Raw genomic sequence first — 3,127 nt, 5'->3', positions numbered from 1 at the left:
TGATCTCGTTGCGCAGTTCGTCCAGCGTGTAGCCGACGGCGAGCTTGGCCGCGACTTTCGCGATCGGGAAACCGGTCGCCTTCGACGCCAGCGCGGACGAGCGCGACACGCGCGGGTTCATCTCGATCACGACCATGCGGCCGTCGACCGGATTGACGCCGAACTGCACGTTGGAGCCGCCGGTCTCCACCCCGATCTCGCGCAGCACCGCGATCGAGGCGTCGCGCATGATCTGGTATTCCTTGTCCGTCAGCGTCAGCGCCGGCGCGATCGTGATGGAATCGCCGGTGTGCACGCCCATCGGATCGAGGTTCTCGATCGAGCAGATGATGATGCAGTTATCCTTCTTGTCGCGCACTACCTCCATCTCGAACTCTTTCCAACCGAGAACGGATTCTTCGATCAGGACTTCGTTGGTGGGCGAGGCATCGAGCCCGCGCTCGATGATGTCGATGAATTCCTCCTTGTTGTAGGCGACGCCGCCGCCGGTGCCGCCCATGGTGAAGGAAGGACGGATGATGGCGGGCAGCCCGATCTCGGAGAGCGCCATCAGCGCTTCGGCCAGCGCCTGCTGCTGGTAGCCCTTGCGCCGCTCGTTCTCGCCGGCGGCCCATTGCTTCTCGAATTCCTCGAGCGCGCTGCCGGAGAGTTTCGCGCGGTCGGCGAGGTATTTGTCGCGGTCGGTTTTTTTCAAGCCGGAGGCGTTCGCAAGCCGCGACTTCGGTGTCTGCAGCCCGATCTTCTCCATGGCGTTGCGAAAGAGCTGGCGGTCTTCCGCCTTGTCGATCGCATCCGCCGTGGCGCCGATCATCTCCACGTCGAACTTCGCCAGCGTGCCGAGCCGGCGCAGCGACAGCGCGCAGTTGAGCGCGGTCTGCCCGCCCATTGTGGGTAGCAGCGCGAAGCCGCCGGGGACGACGTGGCGTTCCTTCTCGATGATCTTCGCGACGATCTCCGGTGTGATCGGCTCGATATAGGTGGCATCGGCCAATTCCGGATCGGTCATGATGGTGGCCGGATTGGAATTGACCAGGACGACCCGATATCCCTCCTCCTTCAGCGCCTTCACCGCCTGCGTACCGGAATAGTCGAATTCGCAGGCCTGGCCGATCACGATCGGGCCGGCGCCGATGATCAGGATGGTGGATATGTCGGTTCGTTTCGGCATCAGGTCTCGCTGGCTTTTGGGCACAAAAAAAGGGCGCGCCGGCCGCGCGTCCCCTGAGCAACGAGCGTGAGGGAGGCCCTCGCGCGCTGGGGGTCTTTAGACCAGATTTTTGAGGGGTAAAAGGCCTTTAGCGGTCCAATCAACCGTGTTTTTGATGCAATTTGAGGGGGCGGGTCCGAGAAGCCCGCTTTCGCTCGGTGAGCTGCGGCGGAGCCCCAGTCCGGCTACGCTTTCGCTCAAGCTACGCCGGACACGCTTTGCCCCGCCGGTCTGGCGTGGCTGCGCCACGCGTAGCCCGTCAGGGCGAAGCGTGGAGGCCCGGCCTGGATTTGAACCAGGATAAAGAGCGTTGCACCGCTCTCGCGTCGACGCCATTCCGCCACCGGGCCGCGGCGATCATTGCCCGTTTGCGTCCGGCAGGGCCATCCCCTTCCACCGGTTAACCCTAATGCTACCGCGCGATCGGGTGACGTGCGATAAAGGTCATCCGCCAGGGATTATGGCCGATGTTCTGCTGTGCGCGTGAAGCGGAAAAACCCGCGGCCTCGAGCTTGGCCAACATGTCCGCTTCGCTGTAGCGCGTCAGCCCGACCTTGGTGCGCAAGTGCCGGTAGTCGGACAAGGCGGTCGAGACCAGCCCGATCAGCGCGTCCTTCAAAAAGCCGTGCCTTAAGGCAAAGCGGAGCAGCGCGACGACGTCTCCTCCCATGCCGACCTCGGGACGCAGGATATCGCCGAGCACGAGCTTACCGGACGGTTTCAGCAGCCGCTTGATGACGCTCAGCGCCGCGTCCAGTTCCGCCGGCGTCATATATTGCGCGACCGAGTTCATCACCACGAGGTCGATGGATCGCTCGTGCATGTTCCGCACGTCCTCCAGCGAGCGCACGCGAATTTTGGTGTTCGGCGCAAAACGCGCGATCAGCCGGCCGCGCACGCCGGGCGCGGGCTCGGCGAGGATCAGCAAGCCGCAGGCAGCCGCGACCTTCGCCGCCGCCAGCGCCTCTCCGCAGGAATAGTCCAGCACGACCGAGTCGGGCGAGGAGATGTAGCCGATGATATCGCGCGCAATCAGCTCGAAATGCACGTCGCGATGCTTCTTGCTCGCATAGATCGTATGCGTGGAGTCGTAATAGTCGATCCAGTCGTCCATGGCCTCAAAGCGATCCGGGAAGGTGGGGTTTCCCGACGAGGAACCCGCATCAGAATGCTGCGTTAACGGGTTCGCAAACCCTTGTCCATGGCCCGGTTCCTAACAGGTAGGTGCAACGTGAGCAAAGCCAAGAACGACAACAAGCGCGACAAAATCTCACCCGATCTCGACACCCCGACCGACATGTCGCCGGAGGCCGTGAACAGGATATCGGCGTCGCTGAACACGCTGCTTGCCGATGCCTTCGCGCTTTACCTCAAGACCAAGAATTTCCATTGGCATGTCAGTGGCCGGCATTTCCACGATTATCATGTGATGCTGGACGAGCAGTCGGACGCGATCTTCGCCACCACCGACCAGCTCGCCGAGCGCGTGCGCAAGCTTGGCGGCACCACGCTGAGGTCGATCGGGCAAATCTCGAAGCTGCAGACCATTCACGACAATGACGAGGATTACGTCCCGCCGCGCGAGATGCTGCGCGAATTGATGGAGGACAACAAGCACATCGCGGCTGCGATGCGCGAGGCCCACAAGCTCTGCGACGACCATGAGGATTCCGGCACCGCGGGCCTGTTGGAAACCTTCATCGACGAGACCGAGCGGCGCACCTGGTTCCTGTTCGAGGCGAGCCGCCAGGAAGGAAGCAACGCGGCGTAGGAGATGTTGTAGGGTGGGTTAGTCCTACTGAGTCATTCGGTCGCGTCCACGGGTGCCAAGGAATCAAGTAATTGAAGAGATTCATAATTTGGCAGGCGGAGGGCCGGATGGATCTCAGGGAAGGTGGGGATAGCGAAAGGCGGTTTGAG

Annotated in this window: 3 protein-coding genes and 1 tRNA gene; 1 reads left to right on the top strand and 3 read right to left on the bottom strand. The window is 62.3% G+C overall.

All coding sequences use genetic code 11. From position 1 onward, the window contains the following. From carB to VKR55_RS19825, 3 genes are all read right to left on the bottom strand, one after another. Window positions 1-1,168: carbamoyl-phosphate synthase large subunit (gene carB, locus VKR55_RS19835; RefSeq protein ID WP_324405887.1), on the bottom strand; the 1,168-nt coding region annotated here is incomplete at its 3' end. Between the two features lie 311 nt (window positions 1,169-1,479). Next, window positions 1,480-1,557: transfer RNA gene (locus tag VKR55_RS19830), tRNA-OTHER, on the bottom strand. Window positions 1,558-1,619: 62 nt separating this feature from the next. Next, the gene (locus VKR55_RS19825) at window positions 1,620-2,321 is read right to left on the bottom strand and encodes a class I SAM-dependent methyltransferase (RefSeq protein ID WP_324405885.1); all 702 of its coding nucleotides are present in this window, start codon (window positions 2,319-2,321) and stop codon (window positions 1,620-1,622) included. 117 nt (window positions 2,322-2,438) lie between these two features. On the opposite strand from VKR55_RS19825, the gene VKR55_RS19820 reads away from it, so the two are divergent. Then, window positions 2,439-2,978 (top strand): Dps family protein, encoded by a 540-nt coding sequence (locus tag VKR55_RS19820; RefSeq protein WP_324405883.1) that lies wholly within the window; start codon window positions 2,439-2,441, stop codon window positions 2,976-2,978. Window positions 2,979-3,127 lie beyond the last annotated feature (149 nt).

The sequence above is a fragment of the Bradyrhizobium sp. genome, assembly GCF_035309285.1.
GTDB lineage: Bacteria > Pseudomonadota > Alphaproteobacteria > Rhizobiales > Xanthobacteraceae > Bradyrhizobium.
Note: the sequence above shows the minus strand (reverse complement) of the source record. Positions and strands in the feature narration are given on the sequence as shown.

What these genes read in the sequence shown, in the direction of transcription:
- VKR55_RS19825 (WP_324405885.1), bottom strand. Translation starts at nt 2,321, where the DNA reads ATGGACGACTGGATCGACTATTACGACTCCACGCATACGATCTATGCG.